General features: G+C 72.2%; 22 protein-coding genes. 15 read left to right on the forward strand and 7 right to left on the reverse strand.

The genetic code is table 11. From position 1 onward, the window contains the following. The first annotated feature begins 1 nt into the window (after position 1). Genes D7I47_RS11635 through D7I47_RS11645 form a run of 3 tightly spaced genes read left to right on the forward strand, consistent with a single transcriptional unit; the run spans position 2 to position 3,155 of the window. Positions 2 to 916, forward strand: a complete 915-nt coding sequence (locus D7I47_RS11635; protein WP_120763209.1) for an ABC transporter permease — start codon at positions 2 to 4, stop codon at positions 914 to 916. Then, the gene (locus D7I47_RS11640) at positions 913 to 1,785 is read left to right on the forward strand and encodes an ABC transporter permease (RefSeq protein ID WP_405083436.1); all 873 of its coding nucleotides are present in this window, start codon (positions 913 to 915) and stop codon (positions 1,783 to 1,785) included. Before D7I47_RS11635 ends, D7I47_RS11640 begins: the two co-directional genes overlap by 4 nt. Positions 1,786 to 1,787: 2 nt before the next feature. Beyond that, positions 1,788 to 3,155 carry a transaminase gene (locus D7I47_RS11645; RefSeq protein WP_227000653.1) on the forward strand — a complete coding sequence of 456 codons (1,368 nt, stop codon included), beginning with the start codon at positions 1,788 to 1,790 and terminating at the stop codon, positions 3,153 to 3,155. 90 nt (positions 3,156 to 3,245) lie between these two features. On the opposite strand, the gene D7I47_RS11650 is transcribed toward D7I47_RS11645, so the two are convergent. Both D7I47_RS11650 and gabT (D7I47_RS11655) read right to left on the reverse strand, forming a co-directional pair. Continuing rightward, positions 3,246 to 4,169: an asparaginase gene (locus D7I47_RS11650; protein ID WP_120763210.1), complete on the reverse strand. Its 924-nt coding sequence runs from the start codon at positions 4,167 to 4,169 to the stop codon at positions 3,246 to 3,248. After that, positions 4,166 to 5,518 (reverse strand): 4-aminobutyrate--2-oxoglutarate transaminase, encoded by a 1,353-nt coding sequence (gabT, locus tag D7I47_RS11655; protein ID WP_120763211.1) that lies wholly within the window; start codon positions 5,516 to 5,518, stop codon positions 4,166 to 4,168. The genes D7I47_RS11650 and gabT (D7I47_RS11655) overlap by 4 nt, the downstream gene beginning before the upstream one ends. An 80-nt stretch (positions 5,519 to 5,598) precedes the next feature. On the opposite strand from gabT (D7I47_RS11655), the gene D7I47_RS11660 reads away from it, so the two are divergent. Beyond that, on the forward strand, positions 5,599 to 6,084 hold the full coding sequence (locus D7I47_RS11660) for an OsmC family protein (RefSeq protein ID WP_120763212.1): 486 nt from the start codon (positions 5,599 to 5,601) through the stop codon (positions 6,082 to 6,084). A 12-nt stretch (positions 6,085 to 6,096) separates the two neighbouring features. On the opposite strand, the gene D7I47_RS11665 is transcribed toward D7I47_RS11660, so the two are convergent. Both D7I47_RS11665 and gabT (D7I47_RS11670) read right to left on the reverse strand, forming a co-directional pair. Then, on the reverse strand, positions 6,097 to 7,170 hold the full coding sequence (locus D7I47_RS11665; protein ID WP_120763213.1) for a hypothetical protein: 1,074 nt from the start codon (positions 7,168 to 7,170) through the stop codon (positions 6,097 to 6,099). 7 nt (positions 7,171 to 7,177) lie between these two features. Beyond that, a complete protein-coding gene (gabT, locus tag D7I47_RS11670; protein WP_120763214.1) occupies positions 7,178 to 8,500 on the reverse strand; it encodes a 4-aminobutyrate--2-oxoglutarate transaminase in 1,323 nt (440 codons plus the stop codon). A 109-nt stretch (positions 8,501 to 8,609) separates the two neighbouring features. Between gabT (D7I47_RS11670) and D7I47_RS11675 the strand changes: the two genes are divergently transcribed. The 4 genes from D7I47_RS11675 to D7I47_RS11690 all read left to right on the forward strand — a co-directional run bounded on the left by D7I47_RS11675 (position 8,610) and on the right by D7I47_RS11690 (position 13,136). Beyond that, a complete protein-coding gene (locus D7I47_RS11675; RefSeq protein WP_170154377.1) occupies positions 8,610 to 9,584 on the forward strand; it encodes an FKBP-type peptidyl-prolyl cis-trans isomerase in 975 nt (324 codons plus the stop codon). 34 nt (positions 9,585 to 9,618) lie between these two features. Continuing rightward, the gene (gene dxr, locus D7I47_RS11680) at positions 9,619 to 10,713 is read left to right on the forward strand and encodes a 1-deoxy-D-xylulose-5-phosphate reductoisomerase (RefSeq protein WP_120763216.1); all 1,095 of its coding nucleotides are present in this window, start codon (positions 9,619 to 9,621) and stop codon (positions 10,711 to 10,713) included. Beyond that, complete coding sequence (locus D7I47_RS11685) at positions 10,710 to 11,747, forward strand: DUF2330 domain-containing protein (protein ID WP_120763217.1); 1,038 nt, start codon at positions 10,710 to 10,712, stop codon at positions 11,745 to 11,747. The genes dxr and D7I47_RS11685 overlap by 4 nt, the downstream gene beginning before the upstream one ends. Positions 11,748 to 11,810: 63 nt before the next feature. Next, the gene (locus D7I47_RS11690) at positions 11,811 to 13,136 is read left to right on the forward strand and encodes a M50 family metallopeptidase (protein ID WP_193726437.1); all 1,326 of its coding nucleotides are present in this window, start codon (positions 11,811 to 11,813) and stop codon (positions 13,134 to 13,136) included. Positions 13,137 to 13,154: 18 nt separating this feature from the next. On the opposite strand, the gene D7I47_RS11695 is transcribed toward D7I47_RS11690, so the two are convergent. Beyond that, complete coding sequence (locus D7I47_RS11695; RefSeq protein WP_120763218.1) at positions 13,155 to 14,393, reverse strand: low temperature requirement protein A; 1,239 nt, start codon at positions 14,391 to 14,393, stop codon at positions 13,155 to 13,157. 96 nt (positions 14,394 to 14,489) lie between these two features. Between D7I47_RS11695 and ispG the strand changes: the two genes are divergently transcribed. Genes ispG through D7I47_RS11715 form a run of 4 tightly spaced genes read left to right on the forward strand, consistent with a single transcriptional unit; the run spans position 14,490 to position 19,106 of the window. Beyond that, the gene (gene ispG / locus D7I47_RS11700; RefSeq protein ID WP_120763956.1) at positions 14,490 to 15,623 is read left to right on the forward strand and encodes a flavodoxin-dependent (E)-4-hydroxy-3-methylbut-2-enyl-diphosphate synthase; all 1,134 of its coding nucleotides are present in this window, start codon (positions 14,490 to 14,492) and stop codon (positions 15,621 to 15,623) included. A 54-nt stretch (positions 15,624 to 15,677) separates the two neighbouring features. Continuing rightward, positions 15,678 to 16,154 carry a hypothetical protein gene (locus D7I47_RS11705; protein ID WP_120763219.1) on the forward strand — a complete coding sequence of 159 codons (477 nt, stop codon included), beginning with the start codon at positions 15,678 to 15,680 and terminating at the stop codon, positions 16,152 to 16,154. A gap of 4 nt (positions 16,155 to 16,158) precedes the next feature. After that, positions 16,159 to 17,286 carry a glycosyltransferase gene (locus tag D7I47_RS11710; protein WP_157981718.1) on the forward strand — a complete coding sequence of 376 codons (1,128 nt, stop codon included), beginning with the start codon at positions 16,159 to 16,161 and terminating at the stop codon, positions 17,284 to 17,286. Positions 17,287 to 17,333: 47 nt separating this feature from the next. After that, on the forward strand, positions 17,334 to 19,106 hold the full coding sequence (locus D7I47_RS11715) for a proline--tRNA ligase (protein WP_120763221.1): 1,773 nt from the start codon (positions 17,334 to 17,336) through the stop codon (positions 19,104 to 19,106). 621 nt (positions 19,107 to 19,727) lie between these two features. Here the strand turns inward: D7I47_RS11715 and D7I47_RS11725 are convergent. Together D7I47_RS11725 and D7I47_RS11730 are read right to left on the reverse strand one after the other, a co-directional pair. After that, positions 19,728 to 21,200 carry a hypothetical protein gene (locus D7I47_RS11725; protein WP_120763223.1) on the reverse strand — a complete coding sequence of 491 codons (1,473 nt, stop codon included), beginning with the start codon at positions 21,198 to 21,200 and terminating at the stop codon, positions 19,728 to 19,730. Between the two features lie 7 nt (positions 21,201 to 21,207). After that, positions 21,208 to 21,762: an RNA polymerase sigma factor gene (locus D7I47_RS11730; protein ID WP_120763224.1), complete on the reverse strand. Its 555-nt coding sequence runs from the start codon at positions 21,760 to 21,762 to the stop codon at positions 21,208 to 21,210. A 150-nt stretch (positions 21,763 to 21,912) separates the two neighbouring features. Here D7I47_RS11730 and nusA point away from each other — a divergent pair, with 150 nt between their 5' ends. The 3 genes from nusA to infB all read left to right on the forward strand — a co-directional run bounded on the left by nusA (position 21,913) and on the right by infB (position 25,978). Next, a complete protein-coding gene (gene nusA / locus D7I47_RS11735; protein WP_120763225.1) occupies positions 21,913 to 22,893 on the forward strand; it encodes a transcription termination factor NusA in 981 nt (326 codons plus the stop codon). A 41-nt stretch (positions 22,894 to 22,934) separates the two neighbouring features. Further along, complete coding sequence (locus D7I47_RS11740; RefSeq protein WP_120763226.1) at positions 22,935 to 23,213, forward strand: YlxR family protein; 279 nt, start codon at positions 22,935 to 22,937, stop codon at positions 23,211 to 23,213. Positions 23,214 to 23,287: 74 nt separating this feature from the next. Further along, on the forward strand, positions 23,288 to 25,978 hold the full coding sequence (gene infB, locus D7I47_RS11745; RefSeq protein ID WP_193726438.1) for a translation initiation factor IF-2: 2,691 nt from the start codon (positions 23,288 to 23,290) through the stop codon (positions 25,976 to 25,978). Positions 25,979 to 26,034: the final 56 nt, after the last annotated feature.

Here is a 26,034-nt window from a genome sequence, read left to right on the forward strand (position 1 = left end):
GGTGGCCTTCGGAGCCTTCGCCAACACCGGCCCCGACCTCTCGGCAGCGGCCCCGCGCCGTCGCAGCTACATCGCCCTCATCCTGCTGCTGCCCGGTGTGCTCTACCTCGTCGCGACCTTCGTCGCACCGCTCGTCTCGCTCGTGCTCACGAGCTTCAAGGAGCCGGGCGGGAACTTCGAGGTCGGCGAGTACGTGTTCGCGTTCCGCTGGGAGAACTACACCGAGGCGCTCGGTCGTTTCGGCGAGATCTTCCTGCGCACCTTCGGGTTCTCGGCCATCGCGACGGTGCTCGCGCTGCTCATCAGCTACCCGCTCGCGTACTTCATCGGCGTGACGCTGCGGCGCTATCCGCTCTGGCAGAGCCTCACGCTCATCCTCGTCATCGCGCCGTTCTTCATCAGCTTCCTGCTGCGCACGCTCGCCCTCAAGGCGATCTTCGCCGACGAGGGCCCCGTCGTGACCGCGCTCCAGTCGGTCGGCATCCTCGGCCCCGAGGACTACCTCAACGGCACCGCCTTCACCGTCATCCTCGGCCTCACCTACAACTACATCCCCTTCATGACGCTGCCGATCTACGCCTCCCTCGAGCGGCTGGACCTGCGGTACGTGGAGGCGGGGGGCGACCTCTACGCGGGCCCCGCGCAGCGGTTCTGGCGCATCATCCTGCCGCTCTCGCTGCCGGGTGTGGTCTCGGGGACCCTGCTGACCTTCATCCCGGCCTCCGGCGACTACGTCAACGCGAGCAAGGACTTCCTCGGGTCCACGAGCACGACGATGGCGGGCAACGTCATCAACGACATGTTCTTCCAGAGCTTCTACCCGGTCTCGGCGGCCGTGTCGATCCTGCTCATGATCGCCATCCTCATCCCCGTGATCGCCTACGTGGCCAAGAGCGGATCGGAGGAGCTGCTGTGACGACGCAGGGTGCCGCCGTGCTCGCCGAGACGGAGAGCACGCCACGGAGGCAGCGGCGGCCGCGCAACGGACGCGGGGGTGCCGGCTCGCTCGTGCTCGGGGTGTACTCGCTCCTCGCGCTCGGGCTCATGCTCATCCCGATCGTCTACACGATCGTGTTCTCCTTCAACTCGGCCCGCCGCACCAACATCGTCTGGCGCGGATTCACCTTCGACAACTGGCTCGACATCTGCGACGACGCGCGTGTGTGCGAAGCCTTCGGCAACAGCATCATCGTGGGCGTCTCGGCGACCGTCGCGGCCACGATCCTCGGCACGATGATCGCGATCGCGATCGTGCGGTACACCTTCCGGCTGCGCACGCTCGTGACGGTGCTGCTGTTCCTGCCGATGGCGACCCCGGAGGTCGTGCTGGGCTCCGGGCTCGGATCGCAGTTCGTCAACTTCGGCGTCGAGCGCGGGCTGTGGACGGTCATCGTCGCCCACATCATGTTCTGCATCAGCTTCGTCGTGGTGACGGTGCGCGCCCGCGTCGCGAGCCTCGACCCCGCGCTCGAGGAGGCGGGCCGCGATCTCTACGCGAGCCCCGCACAGGTGTTCTGGCGGGTCACGCTGCCGCTGCTCATGCCCGGCATCCTCGCCGCCGCGCTGCTGTGCTTCGCGCTCAGCTTCGACGACTTCATCATCACCAACTTCGTCTCCGGCAACGCCGAGACCTTCCCGAAGTTCGTCTACGTCGCGGCCTCCCGCGGCATCCCGCCGCAGGCCAACGTCATCGCATCCGCCGTGTTCGTGCTGGCGATCCTCATCGTCGTGATCGCCCAGCTCTCGGCGAGCGCGCGCCGGCGGAAGCTCGCGAAGTCGGGCTGAGCGTGTATCAGGACCGCGCGCGCCTCACGCGGTTGTGGGAGGCGGAACTCGCCGCCTTCCGTGCGGCACGACCCGAGTCGGCACGCCTGCATCGTGCCGCCGAGGAGGTCATGCCGGGCGGGGTGCCCATGCTCTGGATGGAGAAGTGGCCGGGCCCGTGGCCCGTCTACGTGACCGAGGCGAAGGGTGCCCGCTTCCGCTGCGCGGACGGCATCGACCACGTCGACCTGTGCCTCGGCGACACCGGGGCGATGGTGGGGCACGCGCCCGAAGCGAGCGTGCGCGCGATCGCCGAACGCCTCGCCCAGGGTTCGACGTTCATGCTGCCGACGGAGGATGCCGCGGCCGCCGCGCACGAGCTCGCCGGCCGCTTCGGCCTGGAGCGCTGGCAGTTCACGCTCTCGGCCACCGATGCGAACCGCCACGTGCTGCGCTACGCACGACTCGTCACGGGGCGGCCGAAGGTCGTCGTGATCGACTACAGCTACCACGGCACCGTCGACGAGGCGTACGCGACCCTCGACGCCGACGGTCGCGTTATCCCACGCCGCGGCAACATCGGGCCGCCCGTGGACCCCGCCCTCACGACGATCGTCGTGCCGTTCAACGACGTGCCCGCGATGCGGGCCGCGCTCGCGACCGGCGAGGTCGCCGCGGTGCTCGTCGAGCCCGCGATGACCAACATCGGCATCGTACTGCCCGAGCCGGACTGGCACGAGGGCGTCGCGCGGGCGTGCCGGGACGCCGGGAGCTACCTCGTGATCGACGAGACCCACACGCTGTGCGCCGGTCCCGGCGGGATGACGGCACGTGACGGGCTGCGACCGGACGCCGTGGTCGTCGGCAAGACGATCGCCGGCGGCGTGCCGGCGGGAGCCTGGGGCATGACGACGACGTTCGCCGACGCGGTGCGCGCGAAGCTCGACCCGGACGGCGAGGGGCTCGAGGACATCGACGTCGGCGGTGTCGGCGGGACCCTCGCCGGCAACGCGGTGTCGATGGCGGGCATCCGCGCGACCCTCGCGGAGGTGCTGACCCCCGAGGTCTACCCGGGCATGATCGCGCGGGCGGCCGAGTGGACCGCCGGGGTGCAGGCGGCGATCGACGAGTTCGGGGTGCCGTGGCAGGTGACGCAGCTCGGCTGTCGTGCCGAGTACTCCTTCCGCCCGACGCCGCCCCGCGACGGGCGGGAGGCGGCGGAGGCGGACGACTTCGCGCTGCAGCAGTACCTGCACCTGCACTCCCTCAACCGCGGCATCCTCGTCACGCCGTTCCACAACATGGCGCTCATGTCGCCCGCCACCACCTCCGCCGACGTCGAGCGCCACACGGTCGCCTTCCGCGAGGCGGTCGCGTCGCTCTTCGGCTGAGGTGCGCCGCCCCTTCCGTTCGGTGAGCGCGCCCCCTCCGCTGGTTGAGTGCCGCCGCTCCGCGGCGGCACTCAACCGGCGGAGGTGAGCTCAGAACGCGAGGCGGAGCGTCGTCCAGGGGTCCGCGATCGCGGTGAGGGCGGCGTCCGCGAGCCCGCGGGGGAGCAGGCCCTCGCGCACGAGGAGCTCGAGCCCGGTGGGGGTCGTGGCGCGGTGGGCGCCGTCGAGCGCCTTCACGGCGACGGCCGCGCCCTCGTCGGTGACGAGCACGAGCACGCCCTCGGCGCCGAGCTTCGCGACGAGGCCGGTGCGTTCGATCGTGACGGTGTTGGCGCGCCCCGGGCCGTCGAGCGCCCACGGGTGCGCGCGGATGGCGTCGCCGAGCGCCGTGCCGGCGCGCGCGGTGCGGGAGGCGGTGCGGGCGAGTCCCGCGAGGCTCAGCACCGGCACCGGGGCGCCGCAGCCGTCGACGCCGAGGTGGGTGATCCGCTCCCCGGCGAGTTCCTCCACGGTCGCGAGCACGTGGCGCTGCAGGGGATGCTCCGGGTCGAGGTAGCTCTCGAGCTCCCAGCCGTGGGCGACCGCCGCGGCGAGGAAGCCGGCGTGCTTGCCCGAGCAGTTCATGGTGATCCGCGCGGGCTCGCTCGCCGCCCGCCGCGCCACCGGATCACCCGGCCAGTCGGCCGGGCAGCGCAGGGCGCTCGCGTCGAGGCCGGCATCCGCGAGCATCCGCTCGACGACGGCCACGTGGGCGCGGGTGCCCGAGTGGCTGGCAGCCGACAGCACGGTCTGCTCGGGATCGAACACGACCCCCAGCAGTTCGACCGCGGTCGCCTGGGCGAGCTTGAGGGTCGAGCGCGGGTAGACGAGTGCGGCGGGATCGCCGAGCGCCCGTACGACGGCACCGTCCGGATCGACGAGCGCGGCGGCGCCGAGGTGGCGCGACTCGGGGAAGCCCGACCGCTCGACGATCGCGAGCAGGGCCGAGCCGTCGACGTCGAGCGGCGTGCTCACGCCCCCGCGGCCTCGAACGACTCGGCGAGCACCCCCATCGCATCCGCGAGAAGCTCGTCGCCGAGGGCGAGACTCGGCAGGAAGCGCAGCACGTTGCCGTAGGTGCCCGCGGTCAGCACGAGCACGCCGCGCTGGGCGGCCTCCGCCGCGATCCTCGTGACGAGGTCCGCGCGCGGCCGGTGCGTCTCGGGGTCGAGCAGCTCGATCGCGATCATCGCCCCGATGCCGCGCACCTCGGCGATCACCGGGAACCGCTCGCGCAGCGCCTCGAGCGCCGCGCGCAGGCCCGCCTCGATCCGCCGCGCCTCGGCGAGCAGCTCGTCCTGCTCGATGCGCTCGAAGACGGCGACCGCGGCGGCGCACGCGACCGGGTTGCCGCCGAAGGTGCCGCCGAGGCCGCCGGGCTGGGCGGCGTCCATGATCTCGGCGCGGCCCGTGACGCCCGCGAGCGGCAGGCCGCCCGCGATGCCCTTCGCCGAGAGCACCAGGTCGGGCACGAGGCCGAAGTGCGAGCTTGCGAAGTAGGCGCCCGTGCGGGCCATGCCCGACTGGATCTCGTCGGCGATGAAGACGATGCCGTTCGCCGTGCACCACTCCTGCAGCGCCGGCAGGTAGCCGTCGGCGGGCACGACGAAGCCGCCCTCGCCCTGGATCGGCTCGACGACGAGGCAGGCGAGGTCGGATGCGCCGACCGTCTTCTCGAGGTACGCGATGGTGCGCTCGGCCGCTTCGCCGCCCGAGAGCCCGTCGTGCAGGGGGTACGAGTTGGGTGCGCGGTACACGTCGCCCGCGAAGGGGCCGAAGCCGAGGGCGTAGGGCATCGCCTTGAAGTTCATCGCCATCGTGAGGTTCGTGCGGCCGTGGTAGGCGTGCTCGAGCACCGCGATGCCCGGACGGCCCGTGAACTTGCGGGCGATCTTGACGCCGTTCTCGACCGCCTCGGCACCGGAGTTGACGAGCACCGTCTTCTTCGCGAAGTCGCCGGGGGTGTGCTCGGCGAGCAACTCGGCGACCCGCACGTACTCCTCGTACGGGGTGATCGTGAACAGGGTGTGCACGACATCCGCGAGCTGGGCCTGCGCCGCGGCGACGACCGCGTCGTCGGTGTGCCCGATCGTCGTCACGCCGATGCCGGCGCCGAGGTCGATGAACTGGTTGCCGTCGACGTCGACGAGGATCGCCCCGTGCGCCCGCTGGACGAACACCGGCAGCGCGCTCGAGACGCCGTCCGACACGACCCGGCGGCGTCGCTCCTGCAGCTCCACCGAACGCGGTCCGGGGATCGCGGTGACGAGGCGGCGCTCCTGCGCGAGCGGCGCTACCGTGGGGGAGGTCAGGGTGTCGGTCATGGCTGCGATCCTACCGCGGGCTCTCCGCCGTCGGATGCTGCTGATTCCGAAGCTGTGGCCTGCTCAGAGTGAGGATTCCCATGGATCACCGCCACCATTACGCGGTTTCCGTCGAATGGAGGGGCAACCGCGGTACCGGTACCTCGGGCTACCGCGACTACGACCGCGACCTCGTGACACGGGCGGAGGGCAAGCTCCACGAGCTCGCCGGGTCGAGCGACCGCGCCTTCCACGGCGACCGGGCACGGTGGAACCCGGAGGAGCTGCTGCTCGCGGCGCTCAGCGAGTGCCACCTGCTGAGCTACCTGCACGTCGCGGCGAAGCGCGGCATCGTCGTCGTCGCCTACACCGACGACGCGGTCGGCGAGATGGTGCAGACCCCCGACGGCGGCGGACGCTTCACCGAGGCGACGCTCAGACCCGTCGTCACGATCGCCGCGGGCGACCCCGCCGACGCCCTCGACGCCCACCACGAGGCGTCGGAGCTGTGCTTCATCGCCGCATCCGTGAACTTCCCCGTGCACCACGAGCCGACGATCCGGCTCGCCGACGACCCGCTCGGCTGAGCCGGGAGCCCGTCAGGGAGCCTGACGGCTGTCGAGCTGCGAGTACAGGTCCGCGCGCTCCGAGTCGAGGGACTGCAGTTCGGCGAGCTTCGCGTTGTAGGCGTCGACGTCGGCGTTGAGGGCGAGGCGCTCGGCCTCCAGCGCGTCCTGCCGGGCGATGATGGCCGCCCGTTCGCTGTCGAACTGGCTCTGCGAGGAGAAGTCTCCCGCCGCCGCCCGCGCGTTGAACGCCGTGACGTCGGCGTCGAGGGTCGCGAGGGTCGCGTCGTAGTCGCTCGCGCGCTGGGCCAGCTCGGCGGATGCCGCGTCGAGCTCGGCGCTCAGCTGGTCGATCCGTGCGGTGTACTCCTCGAGCGCCTCTCGCGACCCGTCGTCGAAGGCGAGCACGCGGCTGCGGTCGGCGAAGACCGTCGCGTAGTGCGCCTCCAGCTCAGCCGGGAGGTCGGTGTAGGAGGTGCCGAGGCGCGAGTGCCACTCGTCGGCGCGCTGCGCCGCGGGGTATCCGGCGACGATCGTGACGTTCTCGTCGTCTTCCGGAAGGGTGGCGACGTATCCGGCGACGAGCTCGTCGACGCGCCGCGCGTCCGACTCCGACATCCGCTCGTAGACGGCGTGCAGCAGCTCGTGGGCGGCGGTCGCCTCGACGGTTCCGGCGAGGCGCTCGTCGCTCACCTCGTAGACGTAGATGCGGCCGCTGTCGTAGCAGCCGAGCACGATCTCGGCCTCGAAGGGGCAGTGCTCCTCGAAATCGCGGGCCGTCTCCACCTGCGGGCGCGTGGCGAAGAAGACCCGACGGCCGTCCTCGGTGAGCTGCAGCTCCTCGGCGAGCTGCTCGACCTGGGCGCTCGGGGGCTCCGTCCACACCGTGAACTGGTCGGCGTAGGCCTGCCGCCGTTGCGGGTCCCATGGCGCGAGCAGCACGAGGCCGACGAGTGCGAGCACGAGCACGACGGCACCCACCCAGCGGCCACCGCGGCGACGGCGGGGCGGCCGCACGCGGGCGTGCGGCGCGGACTCGGGCGCGCCGTCCACCGGGAACGGATCCGCGGAGGGCGTGCCGCGCTGCTGGGTGAGTTCGTCGGTCATGCGGGGCTCACCGGGTCGCGAGGGCCTCTTCGAGCACCGACGCGGCGTCGTCGATGAGCTCCTCGCTGATGACGACGCTCGGCAGCAGGCGCAGCACCGAGTCCCAGGAACCGGCGTCGAGCGGGATGACGCCGTTCGCGGTCGCGTGGCGCAGCACGGCCGTGAGCGCCTCGGGGTTCGGGGTCGTGGTGCCGGGCTGCACGAGCTCGATGCCGAACATGGCGCCCTTGCCGCGCACCTCGCCGACGACGTCGAAACGCTCGGCCCAGTCGCCGATGCGCGCGGTGATCGCGCGCTCGACGCGCTGCGCCTCGCCGATCAGGTCGTCGCGCTCGATGATCTCGAAGACCTTGAGGGCGGCCGCCGTCGAGACCGGGTTGCCGCCGAAGGTGCCGCCGATCCCGCCCGGCTGCACGGCATCCATGATGTCGGCGCGGCCCGTGACCGCGGCGAGCGGCATCCCGCCCGCGATGCCCTTCGCGCTCGTGACGAGGTCGGGCACGACGCCGTGGTGCTCGATCGAGTACCAGGCGCCCGTGCGGGCGATGCCGGCCTGGATCTCGTCGGCGACGAAGACGATGCCGTTGTCCTCGCAGAAGCGCTTGATGGCGGCGAAGTAGCCGGGTGCGGGGATGACGATGCCACCGTCGCCCTGGATCGGCTCGGCGAAGAACGCCGCGACCTCGGTGGCGCCGATGTGGGTCTGGATGTAGTCGATCGTCTTGGCGGCCGCCTCCTCGCCCGTGAGGCCGTCGCGGAAGGGGTAGGAGATCGGCACCGAGTAGAGCTCGCCGGGGAAGGGTCCCATGCCGGCGCGCTCCGGCCACGGGCGGTACGTCATCGCCATGGTGAGGTTGGTGCGACCGTGGAAGGCGTGGTCGAGGCTCACGATGGCGCGACGGCCCGTGAAGCGGCGCGCGATCTTGACGGCGTTCTCGACGGCCTCCGCACCCGAGTTGACGAGGATGGTGTGCTTCTCGAAGTCGCCGGGGGTGATCTCGGCGAGCTTCTCGGCGACGCGCACGTAGTTCTCGTACGGGGTCACCGTGAACAGGGTGTGGGTGAGCTTCGCGGCCTGCTCGGCGACCGCCTGGGCGACCTCGGGATGCGCGTGGCCGATCGTCGTGACGCCGATGCCGCAGCCGAGGTCGATGAGCTGGTTGCCGTCGACGTCGACGAGGATCGCGCCCGAACCGTGGTCCATGTAGATGTTCGCGAGGGTGCCCGCGCCCCGGGACACCGCGGCGACCCGGCGTTCCTGCAGTGCGCGGGACTTCGGACCGGGCAGTTCGGTGACGAGCTTGCGCTCCTGGGGCACGCTGAAGGGCATGCGCCGAGTCTAGGTCGCGCCCGCCGTGAGAATCCTTCGGCGCACACCTGCCGCCAAGGAAAGGTGCGAGAGGATGGGGCGTCCCGCACCGCATCCGAGGAGTTCCGTCGTGCCCCGATTCCTGCCCGCCCTGACCGTCGCGGCGCTCGCCGTCGCCCTCGTGGGCTGCGCCGCCGACTCCGAGCCCGCCCCCACCGACACGAGCACGCCGGATGCGCGCGAGTGCACCGCCTCGGGCCCCGTCTCGGACTCGGTCAAGGTCACGGGCGACATCGGCACCCTGCCGACCGTCGAGTTCGACGCCCCGCTCGAGCTCGACGAGACCCAGCGCACGGTCGTGATCGAGGGCGACGGCGAGCCCACCCCGTACGGGTCGGTCGTGACGGTCGACTACAGCTTCTACAACGGCACCACGGGCGAGGCCATCGAGTCGACGAACTTCACCGAGGGTGAGCAGGCGGTGTTCGTGGTCGACGAGACCAAGCTGCTGAGCGGCCTGCTGAAGACCGTCGAGTGCACCCCGGTCGGTTCGCGCGTGACGGGCGTCGTGCCCGCCGCGGACGCCTTCGGCGACGACGGCCTCGAGGACTACGGCATCTCGGGCGGCGACTCGCTCGTCTTCGTGGTCGACATCGTGGACGCCGTGACGCGCGCGTGGGGCGATCCCCAGGAGGCGCCCGCCGGCTTCCCGACCGTCGAGCTCGACGAATCGGGCGCGCCGAGCGTCACCATCCCCGACGACTTCACCCTGCCCACCACGAGTCAGTCCGCCGTGCTCATCAAGGGCGACGGGGCCGAGGTCGCCGCGACCGACAGCGTCTACATCCAGTACTACGGGCTCGACGCCGAGACCGGCGAGGTGTTCGACCAGACCTGGGACGGCGCGCCGTACGGCGGCTCGGCGAGCGGATTCATCACGGGCTTCACGAACGCCCTCGTCGGCCAGACCGTCGGCTCGCAGTTCATCGTCGTCATCCCGCCCGCGGAGGGCTACGGGGAGGCCGGCGGCGACAACACGAGCCAGCTGGCGGGCAAGACGCTCATCTTCGTCGTCGACGTGCTCGCGGCGGTGCCGACGGTCTGACCGTCGGGGCGCCCCGCTCGCTAGGCTCGGGCGCATGAGTCGGCGCCGTGTCATCGTCCTCGGATCGACGGGGTCGATCGGGGTGCAGGCGCTCGAGGTGATCGCCGCGAACCGCGACCGCTTCGAGCTCGTCGGCATCGCCGCCGGGCGCAACACGGAGGCGTTGGCGCGTCAGGCCGGAGCCGCCGGGGGAGTACGGTCCGCCCTCGGCGTCGACGAGGCGGTCGCCCTGGTGCGCGAGGTCGACGCGGATGTCGTCGTCAACGGCATCACGGGATCGGTGGGCCTGGCCGCGACGCTCGCCGCGCTCGAGACGGGCGCCGTGCTCGCGCTCGCCAACAAGGAGAGCCTCATCGTGGGCGGCGAGCTCGTGCTCGCGGCGGCCGCGCCCGGTCAGCTCGTCCCGGTCGACTCCGAGCATTCGGCGCTCGCGCAGGCGCTGCGGGCGGGGGAGCACGGCGAGGTGCGCCGGCTCGTCGTCACGGCATCCGGCGGTCCGTTCCGCGGACGCAGCCGGGAGGAGCTCGCCGCGGTGCGCCCCGAGGACGCGCTCGCGCATCCGACCTGGGACATGGGGCGGGTCATCACGACGAACTCGGCGACGCTCGTCAACAAGGGTCTCGAGGTCATCGAGGCGCACCTGCTGTTCGGGATCCCGTACGACCGGATCGACGTCGTCGTGCACCCGCAGTCGATCGTGCACTCGATGGTCGAGTTCGTCGACGGCTCCACGATCGCGCAGGCCTCGCCGCCCGACATGCGGTTGCCGATCTCGCTCGCCCTCGACTGGCCGCACCGGGTGCCGGGCGTCGGTGCACCGCTCGACTGGACGCGCGCCGCGCGCTGGGACTTCGAGCCGCTCGACGACGAGACCTTCCCCGCGGTCGCCCTCGCGCGGCACGTGGGGGAGCTCGGCGGCACCTACCCCGCCGTCTACAACGCCGCCAACGAGCAGGCCGTCGACGCCTTCCACGCCCGTCGCGTGCCGTTCCTGGGGATCGTCGAGACGATCCGCCGCGTCGTGGAATCGCACGTGCCCGGCGAGCCGACCCTCGCGGGGGTGCTCGCCGCGGAATCCTGGGCACGGGACGAGGCCGACCGGCTGCTGGCGGGAGGGGTGAACGGATGAGGACACGACTGCTCGCGGGCGTGCTCGCGACCGCGGTGCTGAGCGCGGGACTCACCGCCGCCGGGATCGCGCTGCCGGCCGCCGCATGCGCGTGCGGGGCGCCGACGCCCCCCGCGGGCACCGTCGTCTCGGTCGGCGAGGAGCACGCACTCGTGAGCTACGACGGCACGACCGAGCGCATCGACCTCGTGCTCGACATGCTCGCCGACGGGGCCGACACGGGCCTCGTGCTGCCGACGCCGACGCCCGCGACCGTGAGCCTCGGCGACGCGAAGATCTTCGACGCACTCGACACCCAGACCGCGCCCGAGGTGGAGGTCGTGGAGGACTGGTGGGGCGGGATGAGCGACGGTGCGTCGGCGGGTGCGCCGCCCGAGGTGCTGAGCGAGGTGGATCTCGGTCCGGTGCAGGCGGTCACCCTCGCGGCCTCCGACGCCGCGGGACTGCAGGCGTGGCTGACCGCGAACGGTTACGGCATCGACCCGGCCGTGCAGTCGCTCTTCGCCGACTACATCGCCCGCGGCTGGTCGTTCGCGGCCCTCAAGCTGACGGGCGAGGAGCCGCTCGACGGCACCCTCGACCCCGTGCGCTTCGAGTTCGCCACGAGCGAGGTCGTCTACCCGCTGCTGCTCTCGCAGGCCGCCCAGACCCCGCAGACCGTGCGGCTGTACCTGTTCGGCGACGACACCATGCAGGCGGCTTTCCCCGACGGCACGGTCGCGGGCGACGTGACGTGGGCCGGTCCCGTGACCCAGGCCGTGCTCAAGCAGTTCGGCGCCTACCTCACCGTCGTCGAGGCCTACTTCCCGGATCCCGCGGGCCAGATCACGGGGGACCTCACGATCACCTCGACGGGTGCGCGCGCCGACTACACGCCCGTCGTCACCCGGACCAAGTACGTGCAGATCGGCGGCGTACCGGTGGGGCTCGCGCTCGCCGTCGTCGGCACGATCTTCGGCCTCATGGTGCTGCTCGTCGTGCTCGGCGGCATCGTGCACCGACGCGGCGAGAGACGCAGGCGCGTGCGCTACTAGCGCTCAGCGCGATCCCGGGCCCGCCTGGGCGCGCTCCCAGGCGGGGTGCCCTAGCCTGGCGCGGTGGAAACCGTGCTGCTCTACGCCCTCGGCATCCTCGTCGTGGTCGTGGGGCTCGCGCTCTCGATCGGCCTCCACGAGCTCGGCCACCTCATCCCGGCCAAGAGGTTCGGGGTGAAGGTCGGGCAGTACATGATCGGCTTCGGCCCGACCCTGTGGTCGCGTCGACGCGGCGAGACCGAGTACGGCGTGAAGGCCATCCCGCTCGGCGGCTACATCTCGATGGCGGGCATGTACCCGCCCGCCAAGGTCGGTGCGGGGTCGCGCACCGCGAGCACGGGCTTCTTCGACACGCTCGTGCAGGATGCGCGCGACCAGTCCGCCGAGACCATCGGCGAGGGCGACGAGGACCGCGTCTTCTACAAGCTCTCGGTGCCCAAGCGCATCGTCATCATGCTCGGCGGCCCCGTCATGAACCTGCTGATCGCGATCGTGCTGTACGCGATCGTGCTGTGCGGATTCGGGATCAACCAGTACTCGACGACGCTCGGCGCCGTCAACGAGTGCGTCGTCACCGACGTCTCGCAGACCGAGTGCACCGACGCCGACCCGGCGGCCCCCGCCGCGGAGGCGGGGCTGCGACCCGGCGACCGGCTCGTCTCGATCGACGGCACGGCCGTGACCGACTGGAACCAGGCGAGCGAGCTCATCCGCAGCCACCCCGACGAGACGATCGCCTTCGTCGTCGAGCGCGACGGCTCCGAGGTGACCCTGCAGGTGACGCCCATGCTCGTCGAGCGGCAGCTCGTCGGCGACGACGGCCAGGGGGTCGTCGACGCAGACGGGAACCCCGTGACCCAGGAGGTCGGCTTCATCGGCGTGGGACCGGCCACCGAGAAGGTACGGCAGCCCGTGACCGCCGTGCTGCCCGCCGTGTGGGACAACACGGTCGCCGTCGGGAAGATCATCCTCACCCTCCCGCAGCGCCTCGTGCAGGTGGGTCAGGCGGCCTTCGGCGGCGACGAACGCGACCCGAACGGCCCCATCAGCGTCGTGGGCGTCGGCCGGCTCGCGGGGGAGATCACCGCGCTCGACGCGGCACCGGTGGCCGACCGGGCGGCGGGCCTGATCCAGATGCTCGCGGCGCTCAACGTCGCCCTCTTCGCCTTCAACCTCATCCCGCTGCTGCCGCTCGACGGCGGCCACGTCGCGGGGGCGCTGTGGGAGGCGATCCGCCGCGGCTTCGCGAAGCTGCGGGGACGTCCGGACCCCGGGCCCGTCGACATCGCACGCCTCCTGCCGCTCACGATGGTGATCGTCGCGGTGCTCGCGGTGTCGAGCGCGCTGCTCATCTACGCGGACATCGTCAACCCCGTCACCCTCCAGTAGTCGGGGACGCGGCGCGACTCAGGCGTCCAGCTCGGCCAAGCGCTCCGCCTGGTGGCGATAGCCGACCGTCTCGTAGCCGACGATCACGACGACGGGTGCGAGCACCACGAAGCTCAGCCAGACCGCGAGCGGGAGCCCGACGGCCGCCACCCCGACCGCCGCCGCCAGCATGACGAGCGCGCCGAGGTAGAGCAGCAGGTGGAAGGGGTCGAAGGTGCCGATGAGCAACGAGTACAGGGCGAAGAACGCCGTGAGCAGCACCCAGGTGGGCACCGCGACGGCGAGGGCCACCGCGACCGAGGTGAGGTGCGACTCGCCCTCCGTCGTGAGTGCGGCGACGTCGAGCCCCGCGCCGGTCGCCACGAGGGCGCCGAACAGGACGATGTGGCCGTAGCCCCAGACGAAGCCGCGCCGGGGGAACCGGGCGAGCAGCACGCCCGAGGGGAGCATGAAGTACATCCACCACAGGGCGAAGGCGAGGGCGGTCCCGGCGAAGCCGACGATCGCCGCATCCGCCGTCCACCCCGACTCCTGCACGATCGCGCTGATCGTCGTGGCGGTGCCAAGGACCACCTCGCCGAGCGTGATGATGACGAGCAGCCCGTAGCGCTCGGCGATGTGATGCGGATGCCAGGGCGTCCGCTGGAGCCGGTTCTCGGCGAAGATCGGCCCCACCGTCTCGATGAGGTAGAGCGGCACGGCGGCGACCAGGCCCGCCACGAGCGGCAGATGGCCGAGGCCGAGCGCGACCCAGCCGAGCTGGGCGAGCAGCAGGGACCCGGCGAAGGCGAGCGCCGTGCGGCGGTGCACGGGATCCTGCACCGCCACCCGCAGCCAGAGCGCCAGCATCCCGAGGCGCATGACGATGTAGCCCGCCACGACGAGGCCCGGGTCGAGCTCGCCCTCCTCGATGCTCGCGAAGACCTGCGGCACCCCGAGGCTCAGGATGAGCACGCCCACCATCTGCACGAGTGTCATGAGCCGCACGTACCAGTCGTCGGTGTCGAACGCCGACGCCCACCACGAGTAGTTGATCCAGGCCCAGCTCACCGCGAACGTCGAGAAGCCGAAGGCGAGCAGCCCGCTCGCGGTGTGCCCGCCCGCGATCGCGTGGGCGAGCTGGGTCGAGGTCGCCCCGAAGGCGATCACGAAGGTCAGGTCGAACAGCAGCTCGAGCGGCGAGGAGGCGCGGTGCGGCTCGCCCGGGTCCCTGCCCTGGATGCGGCGGAGGCGATGGTGGAGCGGGACGCTGGTCACGGCGGCACACTAGCGCGCCGCTCCGGCGCCGCGCCCGTCCCGGCGGCACCCAGGTGCCGGATCTAAGCTGGGACCGTGCCTGCTGTGAACATCGGGATGCCCAAGTCCGCGCCCGAGACCCTCGCTCCGCGCCGCACGTCCCGCCAGATCAAGGTCGGCAAGGTGCTGGTCGGGGGCGACGCGCCCGTCAGCGTCCAGTCGATGACGACGACGCCGACCACCAACATCAACGGCACCCTGCAGCAGATCGCCGAGCTCACGGCATCCGGGTGCGACATCGTGCGCGTCGCCGTGCCGAGCCAGGACGACGCGGATGTGCTGCACATCATCGCCAAGAAGAGCCAGATCCCGGTCATCGCCGACATCCACTTCCAGCCGAAGTACGTCTTCCAGGCGATCGACGCGGGCTGCGCGGCGGTGCGCGTGAACCCCGGCAACATCCGAAAGTTCGACGACCAGGTGGGCGCCATCGCGAAGGCGGCGAAGGATGCGGGCGTCAGCCTGCGCATCGGAGTGAACGCCGGATCCCTCGACCCGCGGCTGCTCGAGCGGTACGGCAAGGCCACGCCCGAGGCGCTCGTCGAGAGCGCGGTGTGGGAGGCGAGCCTGTTCGAGGAGCACGACTTCCACGACTTCAAGATCTCGGTCAAGCACAACGACCCCATCGTCATGGTGAAGGCCTACCGGCTGCTCGCCGAGCGCGGCGACTGGCCGCTGCACCTCGGCGTCACCGAGGCCGGCCCCGAGTTCCAGGGCACCATCAAGTCGGCGACAGCCTTCGGCATCCTGCTCTCGGAGGGCATCGGCGACACGATCCGCGTCTCGCTGTCGGCGCCGCCCGCCCAGGAGGTGAAGGTGGGCCTGCAGATCCTGCAGTCGCTCAACCTCCGCGAACGCAAGCTCGAGATCGTGTCGTGCCCCTCCTGCGGCCGCGCACAGGTGGACGTCTACACGCTCGCCAACGACGTGACCGAGGGCCTCAAGAACGTGACGGTGCCGCTGCGCGTCGCGGTCATGGGCTGCGTCGTCAACGGCCCGGGCGAGGCACGCGAGGCGGACCTCGGGGTCGCCTCGGGCAACGGCAAGGGGCAGATCTTCGTCAAGGGCGAGGTCATCAAGACGGTGCCCGAGGCCGAGATCGTCGGGACCCTCATCGCCGAGGCGCGCCGCATCGCCGACGAGATGGGCGACGAGGCGGGCGTCGGCGAGCCCGTCGTCGTCACGAGCTGAGCCTCGCGAAACGTTGGGTGGCGCGATGCCGTCCGGCTTCCTAGCGTGAGAGCCGTGAAGCGACGCATCGCGGCGACCGCCGCCCTCCTGCTGGCCCTCGGCCCCGCCCTCGCGGGCTGCGGGCGGACCGCGTACGCCTGCGCGGACTGGGTCGACTTCGACGACGCCCAGAAGATGTACGACGAGGCGGTGCTCGTGGTCGCCGGCACGGCGGGCGGCGCCGACGGTCGGGTGGAGTTCGACACGGGTCCGGGGGACCGGCACCGCGTCGAGATCGACACCGTGCTCAAGGGTGAGCTCGAGGCGTCGGAGCTCTGGGCCGCCTCGCCGCGCGACTACTGCGTCGAGCATCCGCCCCAGCCCGCGGACGACCCGATCCCGACGGGGGAGCGGGTGCTGCTGTTCCTGCGCCCCGCGGCGGGGATGCCGCAGGACCTCGACGAGGTGCGCGCGTGGAGCACCCTCACGCCGCGCGCCGGCGTGCTCGCCTTCCCCGAGGGGTCCGAGCCGCCGTTCGACACGGGCGGGTGAGCGCGTGCCGGCGAGAGCTTCGGCTGCGGGCACCCGGGTGCTCGTGGTGACGGCGCACGCCGGGGGCAACACGCAGCCCGTCGCGGCCGTCATCGCGGCGCTCGCCCGGCGCGGATGCCGGGTGCGGGTGCTCGCGCACCCCGCGGTCTCGGCGGCGTACGAGGCGAGCGGCGCCGAGTTCCTGCCCTACCGTCACGCGCGGCCGTGGTCGCCGCTCGCCGCGCGCCCCGGCATCCGCTCGATGCTCGGCTGGCTGGGGCTCGCCTCCGACCGCGGGATCGCCCGGGACGTCGCCGAGGAGCTCGCGCGCGAGCCGGCGGATGTCGTGCTCGTGGACTGCATGGTCCCCGTCGCGCTCGCGCCGGCGCGTGCGTCCGGGGCGACGACGGTGCTCGTGCTGCACGCCTTCTCGCGCTACTGGACCGGCCAGTGGCGCCCGACGAGCCCGATGGGGGCGTGGCTGCGGGTGCGGCGCGCCCACCCGGCACGGCATCCGGCGGACCTCGCGATCGTGCTGACCGACCCCGGGCTCGATCCGGTCGATCCGTCGGCGATCCCGGCGGCGGGGCTCGTGCAGGCGGGGCCCGTGCTCGCCGGCGGGGGCGCGGCGGCGGGTAGTGCGGCGGGGCGGGTGGTCGTGAGCTTCAGCACCATCAGCTATCCGGGGCAGCGCGAGGCGCTGCAGCGGACGCTCGACGCCGTCGGGGCACTGCCGGTCGACGCGGTCGTGACGCTCGCGCCGTCGCTCGACGCGCAGGAGCTGCGCATCCCCGCGAACGTCGAGCGACGCGGCTTCACCCCGCACGCGGAGCTGCTGCCCGGGGCGCGGCTGCTGGTCGGCCACGGCGGCCACGGCACGACGATGGCCGCGCTCGCCGCGGGCGTCCCGGTGCTCGTCGTCGCCATGAGCTCGCACGCCGACCAGCCGCTCGTCGGCGAGGCGGTCGCGCGGGCCGGAGTGGGGGAGAGCCTGCACCGCGAGGCCTCCGTGGCGCAGCTGCGCGCCGCGATCGAACGGTTGCTCGGCGACGAGGCGGTCGCGGCGCGCGCGGCCCGACTCGGGGAGCGGCTACGCGACGCGGATGCGGCCGAGCGCGCGGCATCCGCGGTACTCGCGGCGGCATCCGGGTGACCGCGTGCTCGTGCGGGTCGCCGGGCGCGCGCGGCTACAGTAAACGGGTGCCCACGCTCCTCTCCCAGCTCTTCGTCCGCACCCTGAAGGAAGACCCCGCCGACGCCGAGGCCACGAGCCACAAGCTGCTCGTGCGCGCCGGCTACATCCGCCGGCAGGCGCCGGGCATCTTCGCGTGGCTGCCGCTCGGGCTACGGGTGCGCGCGAAGATCGAGCGCGTCATCCGCGAGGAGATGGCGGCCGCCGGTGCCCAGGAGGTGCTGTTCCCGGCCCTGCTGCCCCGCGAGCCCTACGAGGCCACCGGGCGCTGGGAGGAGTACGGCGACGGCATCTTCCGCCTGCAGGACCGCAAGGGCGCCGACTACCTCCTCGCGCCCACCCACGAGGAGGTCTTCACCCTGCTCGTGAAGGACCTCTACTCGAGCTACAAGGACCTGCCGCTCACGATCTTCCAGATCCAGGACAAGTACCGCGACGAGGCGCGACCCCGCGCGGGCCTGCTGCGCGGCCGCGAGTTCTCGATGAAGGACGCCTACTCCTTCGACCACACGGATGCGGGCCTCGACGTCTCGTACCAGGCGCAGCGCGACGCCTACGAGCGCATCTTCACGCGGCTCGGCCTCGACTACGTGATCGTGCAGGCGGATGCCGGCGCCATGGGCGGATCGCGCTCCGAGGAGTTCCTGCACCCCACCGAGATCGGCGAGGACACCTTCGTGCGCTCCGCGGGCGGCTACGCGGCGAACGTCGAGGCGTTCACGACGGTCGCGCCCGCGGCGCTGCCCATCGAGGGCCAGCCGGAGGCGGCCGTGCACGACACCCCGAACACGCCCACCATCGCGACGCTCGTCGATGTCGCGAACGCGGGCGTGCCGCGTGAGGATCGCGCCTGGACGGCCGCCGACACGCTCAAGAACGTCGTGCTCGCCCTCACCCACCTCGACGGCACGCGCGAGCTCGTCATCGTCGCGGTGCCCGGCGACCGCGAGGTCGACCTGAAGCGCGCCGAGGTGGCGTTCGCGCCCGCGGAGGTGGAGCCCGCGACCGAGGCGGACTTCGACAAGAACCCCGTGCTCGTGAAGGGCTACATCGGCCCGTGGTCGCCCACCGGGGCGGTGCTGGGCGAGGAGTCGGCATCCGGCATCCGCTACCTCGGCGACCCGCGCGTCGTCGACGGCACGAGCTGGATCACCGGTGCCAACGTCGACGGCAAGCACGTGTTCGGCCTCGTCGCGGGCCGTGACTTCACCCTCGACGGCACGGTCGAGATCGCCGAGGTGCGCGCGGGCGACCCCGCCCCCGACGGCTCGGGGCCCGTCGAGCTCGCCCGCGGCATGGAGATCGGGCACGTGTTCCAGCTCGGCCGCAAGTACGCCGAGGCGCTCGGCCTGAAGGTGCTCGACGAGAACGGCAAGCTCGTGACCGTCACGATGGGCTCCTACGGCATCGGCGTCACCCGCATCCTGGCGGCGATCGCCGAGACCACCGCCGACGAGCGCGGGCTGCTGTGGCCGCGCGGCATCGCGCCGTTCGACGTGCACGTCGTCGCGACCGGCAAGGACGAGGTGGCCTTCGAGCTCGCGGCCTCGCTCGCCGCCTCGCTCGAGGCGGAGCGCTTCGAGGTGCTCTACGACGACCGCCCCAAGGTCTCCCCGGGCGTCAAGTTCGGCGACGCCGAGCTGCTCGGCGTGCCGACCGTCGTGATCGTGGGTCGCGGCGCCGCCGACGGCCTCGTCGAGCTGTGGGACCGTCGCACGAACGAGCGCACCGAGGTCCCCGCCGCGGACCTCGTGGAGCGCTTCACCGCATCCCTCACCTGAGACTCGGGATTCGTGCCGTCTGGTCGCTATTCGGGACTCGAATCGACCAGATGGCACGAATCTCCTCACCCTGTGGATGAGCGGCGCGGCATCGAGGGCGGACCGGGCATGCTGCGGGGATGTCGCGTCCTCCCCGGAGACTCCCGCCCGAACTCGCGGGGCTCGCGATCCGCACCTCGGAGGCGGCGATCTGGGACGTGTCCAGGTCGCGAATGCGGCGAAGGGATGTGGCGCATCCCTTCCACGGCGTCTCGGGCGTCGAGTTGCGGCTTGACACGATTCGCGAGCGGTGCGCGGCGTTCCAGCCGATCATGCTCGACGGGCAGGCGTTCAGCCATGTGACCGCGGCGGCGCTGTACGGGGCGCCCCTCCCGTCGTGGCTCACAGACGAGCCGCTACACGTCTCGGTGCTGTTCCCGCGCACCCCGCCGCCGGGAGCTGTTCGAGGACGCTGGCTACCGCGTCATCCGCGTCACCGCCGCCGACCTGTTCGGCGACCCTGCCGCCTTCCTCGCACGCCTCCGCACCGTGCTCATCGTGCGACGAGCCTGAGATTCGTGCCGTCTGGTCGCTATTCGAGCCCCGAAGCGACCAAACGGCACGAATCTCTAGGCCTCTGCGTCAGTAGGCGGCCTCGTCGGACAGGGGCTCGATCTGCGCGGGCTCGGGGAGCGTGATGACGCCCTCGACGAGCGAGACGATCGTCGTCCAGTAGTCCTGCTCGGGGATCTCGTAGGCGTAGCCGGGCACGAGCCAGGCGTTGCCGTCGACGTCCCACATGAGCAGCAGGGTGGCCTCGGCGTGGTCGAGCGTCACGGTGACGGTCTCAGGCGTCGGCAGCGGCTCCGGGATCGGGTCCACGAGAGGCGGATCGGTCGGCTCGGTACCGGGGACGGTGCCCGGCTCGGTCACGCCCGGATCCGGCAGGACGACGCCGGGGTCGCCCGGGTCGGCGGGCTCGGTCGGGGCGGGGACGGGCTCGCCGCCCGTCGAACCGTCGCCGTCCGAGGGTACCGGCGGCTCCGCCTCGCCCGAGGAGACGGCGACGCCGTCGCGGGCGAGGCCGCTGTCGGCGGCGTACAGCACGGCGGAGCCCGTGTAGTCCGGTCCGGCCGCGCCGTACCAGCGCCCGTCGTCCAGGCGGTCGACGGCGGAGGCCGCCGACACCGTGTCGTAGTCGCCGCGGGCGACGACCTCGACCGAGTGGCCGGTGGCCCAGGTGATCCTGCCGAGCGTCGACCATGCGACGCTCGCCTCGAGCGCGGTCGCGACGCCGTCGACGACGAGGCTCGCGCTCGCGGTGGTCTGCCAGGCGTCCGCCGTCACGCGGATGTCGGACTCCTTCACGGGGAAGCCCGTGGCGTCGAACAGCTCGGCCGCGAGATCGCGTGCCTCGGCCTCGCTCGGCGCGAGCGATTCGGATGCCGGCACCTCCGGCTGCGTGCAGTCCTGGTAGCCGCCGGTCGTGCCGTCGGGGGTCTCCTCGACGGGCACGTCGACGCACACCGGCGCAGGGGAGGCGGTGGGGTCGCTGTACCACCAGCTGCCGGTCCCGGTCCAGGTCACGCTCGCGGAGGGTGCGGTGCCGTCCTCGGGGCCCACGATCCACGTGGGGTACTCGGGGGTCGACCAGCTCGACGCGTGCACCTCTCCGTCGAGGCCGAGCGCCCGGGCCGCACGCGCGAGCACGGCCTCCGGGTCGCCCGTGCGGCGCAGCTCGTAGACGGTGCCGCGGCCGCCGTCGGTCGAGAGCCCGGCACCCGCGAGGTACTCGTACTGCGTCCACAGCGCGAGGCGGCTGTCGGCCGACAGCGCCGAGTCCTCGGCACCGGCGGCCACGGGCGAGCCGCCGCCGGCCGCGAACAGGGCGGCGGGTGCGGCGAAGGGGTTCGCGATGACGAGCGCCCCCACCGAGACCGCGGCGACGGCCGCGACCGAGACGCCCGCGGCGCGCACGGCCCGGCCCTTCCGCACGAGGCGCGGGGCGTGGTGACCCGGCGCGCCCGCCACGACCGCGGGGTCCAGGTCGGGGGCGGGGGAGGCCGCGGCTGCGGCGCGGAGACGGGCGGTGGTCTCGTCGGAGAGATCGTTCATACCCGGTTTATGTCGCGGCGGGCGCCGATCTTTCACCCGGGGACGAATCCGGGTCCGATCCCTGGCCTCCGGCATCCGTGCGCGCCCCCGCGAGGGCGTCGGCGAGGGCCTTCTTGGCGCGGTGCAGGCGGATGCTCGTGGCGTTCGGGCTGATCCCGAGGGCGATCGCCGCCTCGCCCACGGGCAGCTCGTCGAGCACGACGAGCGCGAGGATCTCGCGGTGTCGCGCGGGCAGACCGCGCCAGGCGGCGGCGAGCTCCGGGTCGGCCTCGACGAACGCATCCGCGCCGGGCGCCGAGTCGGGCGCGCTCAGCAGGCCGAGCGCGCTCGCGCGGATCGCGAGCCGACGCCGGTGGTTGGCGACCTGGTACGAGGCGATGCGGTAGAGCCACGGCAGCTCCTCGCCGGCCGCGACGGCGTCGCGCTTGCGCCACGCGATCGCGAAGGTGTCGGCGGCGAGATCCTCGACGTCGGCCCGGTCGACGCGGCGGGCGAGGTAGGCGCTCACGGCGGGCAGATGCCGCCGGTAGACGTCCGTGAACTCGGCGGGCGCGTCGGGCATGCTCCCAGTGTGGGGCCGGGCGCCGACCGGACGCGCCCCAACGTTTCCGGCGTGTCCCGCGTCGGTGCGCCCGCCGCATCCGCTCGGGTAGAGTGGACGGTCGCGGCACCCCCGGGGCGCCGGGACGAGATCTGAATATCGGAGGCTGACGTGGACATCGACCTCGCCGTACTGCGGCTCATGGAACGTGAGCGCGAGATCCCCTTCGACGAACTCGTCCAGATCATCGAGCAGGCCATCCTGACCGCCTACCTCAAGCACACCGGGCAGGCCCCCGACGCGGGCGCCCGCGCCGAGCTCGACCGCAAGACCGGACACGTCGCCATCTACGTGCCCGAGCGCGACGAGAACGACGAGATCATCGGCGAGGCCATCGACAGCCCCGACGACTTCGGTCGGATCGCGGCCTTCGCCGCCAAGCAGGTCATCAACCAGCGGTTGCGCGACATCGGCGACGACAAGGTGCTCGGCGAGTTCCGCGGGCGCGAGGGCGACATCGTCGCGGGCGTCATCCAGCAGGGGCCGAACCCGCGGATGGTGCACATCGACCTCGGCACCGTGGAGGCGATCCTGCCGCCCGAGGAGCAGGTGCCGGGCGAGGAGTATCCGCACGGCGCCCGCATCCGCGTCTACGTGACGAGCGTCGCGAAGGGGCTCAAGGGCCCCTCGATCACGGTGAGCCGCACGCATCCGGGGCTCGTGCGCAAGCTCTTCGCACTCGAGGTTCCCGAGATCGCGTCGGGCGTCGTCGAGATCACCTCGCTCGCCCGCGAGGCCGGTCACCGCACCAAGATCGCGGTCCGCGCCACCCAGCCCGGCATCAACGCCAAGGGCGCGTGCATCGGCGAGCTCGGCGCACGGGTGCGTGCCGTCACGACCGAGCTCAACGACGAGAAGATCGACATCGTCGACTACTCCGATGACCTCGCGACCTTCGTGGCCCACGCGCTGAGCCCCGCGAAGGTGACGAGCGCCTTCGTCGTCGACCAGTCGCTCAAGGCCGTGCGGGCGCTCGTTCCCGACTACCAGCTGTCGCTCGCGATCGGCAAGGAGGGGCAGAACGCCCGCCTGGCCGCGAAGCTCACGGGGGCGCGCATCGACATCCAGCCCGATTCCGTCATGGAGTCCTGAGGCGCGCGCCGGTCGGCGACGCGTCCGGGCGAGGGGGTAGGATGGAGTCCGTCAGAACCTGCCTGGGTTGCCGGCAGCGTGCTCCCCGAACCTCACTCGTGAGATTCGTCGCGCGCGACGGACGGGTCGTGGTGGATACCGCGGCACGACTCCCAGGGCGCGGCGCCTGGGTCCACCCGGATCCGGGATGCGTCGCGACGGCCATCCGGAAGCGCGCCCTCGGGCGGGCCCTCCGGACGGACGGGGCGCTCGATGCGAGCGAGCTGACGAACCTCTATCCAGTCCCTGACGAACAGGCTGAACGGCACATGGACAACTAATGAGCGGCTCGAAATGAGACCCCTCCACCGATAACGTCCGCTCCTGCCTGGAGCGGAATCCAGACAGGAGAATTGTGGCCAACCCCCGCGTGCACGAGATCGCGAACGAACTCGGCATCGACAGCAAGATCGCCCTTGAGAAGCTCAAGGACATGGGCGAGTTCGTGAAGAGTGCGTCCTCCTCCATCGCACCGCCGGTCGCGCGTCGCCTCAAGGCGGCGCTGCAGGCCGACGGCGTGGCGCCGGCATCGCCGTCGCCCGCTCCCGCCAAGCCGGCACCGCGTCCGGCGGCCGCGAAGCCGGCCCCCGCGCCCGCCGCCGAGGCGCCCGCGGCTCCGGCCCCGGCTCCCGCCGAGACCCCGAGCGCGCCCGCGGCGCCCGCCGCGCCCGCGGCGGAGCGTCCGGCGGCCCCCGCGGCCCCGCGCACCCCGGGCGCGCCCGCCGCAGGCGGCCCGCGTCCCGGTGCTCCGCGTCCCGGGAACAACCCCTACGCGCCCAGCCAGGGCATGCAGCGTCCCGGCGCCCCGCGTCCCGGCAACAACCCGTTCTCCTCGACGCAGGGCATGCCGCGTCCGGGCGGCGGCGCGATCCCGCGTCCGGCCGCTCCGCGCCCCGGCGCCCCGCGTCCGGGAGCCCCGCGCCCCGGTGCCCCGCGTCCCGGCGGCGCGCCGTTCCAGCAGCGTCCCGGCGGCCCCGGCCGTCCCGGCGGCGCCGGCGGCGGCTTCCAGCGTCCCGGCGGCGGCCCCGGCGGTGGCGGCGGCTTCGCCGGTCGTCCCGGTGGCGGCGGCGGCCGTGGTCGTGGCCCCGGCGGCGGCACGGCCGGTGCGTTCGGCAAGGGCGGCGGCAAGTCGCGCGCCCGCAAGTCGAAGCGGACGAAGCGCGCCGAGTTCGAGATGCGGGACGCCCCGCAGCTCGGCGGCGTCAGCGTTCCCCGCGGCGACGGCAAGACCGTCATCCGCCTGCGCCGCGGCGCGTCCATCAGCGACCTCGCCGACAAGCTGGAGGCCCTGACCGGCTTCACCGTGCAGCCCGGCTCGCTCGTGACCGCCCTGTTCCACCTGGGCGAGATGGCCACCGCGACCGAGTCGCTCGACGAGGCGACCTTCACGATCCTCGGCGAGGAGCTCGGCTACAAGATCCAGGTCGTGAGCCCCGAGGACGAGGACAAGGAGCTCCTCGAGGGCTTCGGGCTCGACCTCGAGCAGGAGCTCGAGGACGAGGACGACGAGGACCTCGAGATCCGGCCCCCGGTCGTCACCGTCATGGGTCACGTCGACCACGGAAAGACCAAGCTGCTCGACGCCATCCGCAAGGCGAACGTCGTCGCGGGCGAGGCGGGCGGCATCACCCAGCACATCGGCGCCTACCAGGTGTGGACCGAGCACGAGGGCATCGAGCGCGCCATCACCTTCATCGACACCCCGGGTCACGAGGCGTTCACCGCCATGCGTGCCCGTGGTGCGCAGGTGACCGACATCGCGATCCTCGTGGTCGCGGCCGACGACGGCATCATGCCCCAGACGGTGGAGGCCCTGAACCACGCCCAGGCGGCGAACGTGCCGATCGTGGTCGCGGTCAACAAGATCGACAAGGAGGGGGCCAACCCCGCCAAGGTGCGCCAGCAGCTCACCGAGTTCGGTCTCGTGGCCGAGGAGTACGGCGGCGAGACGATGTTCATCGACGTGTCGGCGCTCAACAACATCGGCATCACGGACCTGCTGGATGCGGTGCTGCTCACCGCGGACGCCGGCCTCGACCTGCGCGCGAACCCCAACAAGGACGCGCGCGGTGTCGCGATCGAAGCCAAGCTCGACAAGGGCCGCGGCGCCGTGGCGACCGTGCTCATCCAGTCGGGAACCCTCCGCGTCGGCGACGCGATCGTGGCGGGCACCGCCTACGGCCGCGTGCGTGCCATGCACGACGAGAACGGCGAGCCGGTCGAGGAGGCGTGGCCGTCGCGCCCCGTGCAGGTGCAGGGTCTGTCGACCGTGCCGCGCGCGGGCGACACCTTCCTCGTCACCGAGGAGGACCGCACCGCCCGCCAGATCGCCGAGAAGCGCGAGGCCGTCGAACGCAACGCCCAGCTGGCGAAGGCCCGCAAGCGCATCAGCCTCGAGGACTTCACCCGTGCGCTCGAGGAGGGCAAGGTCGACTCGCTCAACCTCATCATCAAGGGTGACGTCTCCGGTGCCGTCGAGGCGCTCGAGGAGTCGCTGCTCAAGATCGAGGTCGACGACTCGGTCCAGCTGCGCATCCTGCACCGCGGCGTCGGTGCGATCACCGAGTCGGATGTGGATCTCGCCACGATCGACAACGCGATCGTGATCGGCTTCAACGTGCGCCCGGACGTCAAGGCGCGCGAGCGGGCCGCCCGCGAAGGCATCGACATCCGCTTCTACTCGGTCATCTACTCGGCCCTCGACGACATCGAGCAGTCCCTCAAGGGCATGCTCAAGCCGGAGTACGAGGAGGTGCAGTCGGGTGTCGCCGAGATCCGCGAGGTGTTCCGCTCCTCCAAGTTCGGCAACATCGCGGGTGTGCTGGTGCGCTCGGGCACGATCACGCGCAACGCCAAGGCGCGCGTCATCCGCGACGGCGTCGTGCTCGCCGACGGTCTCGCGATCGAGTCGCTGCGTCGTTTCAAGGACGACGTGACGGAGGTCAAGGAAGGGTTCGAGTGCGGTATCGGGCTCGGCAAGTACAACGACATCCAGCTCGGCGACGAGATCGAGACCATCGAGATGGTGGAGAAGCCGCGCGGCTGATGCATCGAACGGTGCCGGGGCCCCGCCTCGGCACCGTTCGCGGCTCTCGGAGAGGA

The sequence above is a fragment of the Protaetiibacter intestinalis genome (assembly GCF_003627075.1).
GTDB classification, from domain to species: domain Bacteria; phylum Actinomycetota; class Actinomycetes; order Actinomycetales; family Microbacteriaceae; genus Homoserinibacter; species Homoserinibacter intestinalis.

What these genes read in the sequence shown, in the direction of transcription:
- D7I47_RS11730 (WP_120763224.1), bottom strand. Translation starts at nt 21,762, where the DNA reads ATGCCCGACGCGCCCGCCGAGTTCACGGACGTCTACCGGCGGCATCTG.
- dxr (WP_120763216.1), top strand. Translation starts at nt 9,619, where the DNA reads ATGAGTCGGCGCCGTGTCATCGTCCTCGGATCGACGGGGTCGATCGGG.
- gabT (WP_120763211.1), bottom strand. Translation starts at nt 5,518, where the DNA reads ATGACCGACACCCTGACCTCCCCCACGGTAGCGCCGCTCGCGCAGGAG.
- D7I47_RS11685 (WP_120763217.1), top strand. Translation starts at nt 10,710, where the DNA reads ATGAGGACACGACTGCTCGCGGGCGTGCTCGCGACCGCGGTGCTGAGC.
- D7I47_RS11725 (WP_120763223.1), bottom strand. Translation starts at nt 21,200, where the DNA reads ATGAACGATCTCTCCGACGAGACCACCGCCCGTCTCCGCGCCGCAGCC.
- D7I47_RS11665 (WP_120763213.1), bottom strand. Translation starts at nt 7,170, where the DNA reads ATGACCGACGAACTCACCCAGCAGCGCGGCACGCCCTCCGCGGATCCG.
- D7I47_RS11740 (WP_120763226.1), top strand. Translation starts at nt 22,935, where the DNA reads ATGGAGTCCGTCAGAACCTGCCTGGGTTGCCGGCAGCGTGCTCCCCGA.
- gabT (WP_120763214.1), bottom strand. Translation starts at nt 8,500, where the DNA reads ATGCCCTTCAGCGTGCCCCAGGAGCGCAAGCTCGTCACCGAACTGCCC.
- D7I47_RS11660 (WP_120763212.1), top strand. Translation starts at nt 5,599, where the DNA reads ATGGATCACCGCCACCATTACGCGGTTTCCGTCGAATGGAGGGGCAAC.
- ispG (WP_120763956.1), top strand. Translation starts at nt 14,490, where the DNA reads ATGCCCAAGTCCGCGCCCGAGACCCTCGCTCCGCGCCGCACGTCCCGC.